The 525-nt window shown below is 44.8% G+C and carries 1 pseudogene; it reads left to right on the top strand.

The features are described from left to right. Positions 1 to 525, top strand: a pseudogene (locus HCJ66_RS15950) (IS30 family transposase); the annotation flags it as partial.

The following is a 525-nucleotide window of genomic DNA, read 5'->3' as shown; positions in this document are numbered from 1 at the left end:
TTTCCGTGTTCGATGAAAACCTTGTATCGCATGTTTTCCGAAGGCATATTTGACAAAAAACAGTTGCCTATGAAAGGAAAACGCAAACCAAATGGGCATCGGGAGAAGCGCGGAAAAGAGGCCTTCAAACGTCGGTTGGAAGACAGAGCTGTTGCTTTTCCCCGTTTCGACGCAGAATTTGGGCACCTTGAAGGCGATACGATTGTCGGAAAAGATCATAAAAGTGCGTTGATTACGCTGGTGGAACGGACATCTAAAGCCATCATGGTGTTAAAAGTCGTTAGTCGTAAAGCGGTCTCCATCGAAGAGGCCTTGCACCAATGGTTGTCTGGCTTCCCTTCCCATTTTTTTAAATCGATCACCTTTGACAATGGAAAGGAATTCTCAAAGGTGGAAGCAGACGGCTAATCAACATGACATGGACATCTTCTTTGCAGATGCAGGAAAGCCTTGTCAACGCCCACTCAATGAGAATTCCAACGGGATTCTTCGAAGAAACGGCTTGCCTAAAAAAATGGATTTTAA

This window comes from Paenilisteria portnoyi, assembly GCF_014322795.1.
GTDB lineage: Bacteria > Bacillota > Bacilli > Lactobacillales > Listeriaceae > Listeria_A > Listeria_A portnoyi.
This window is presented reverse-complemented; position numbering and strand designations above follow the sequence as displayed.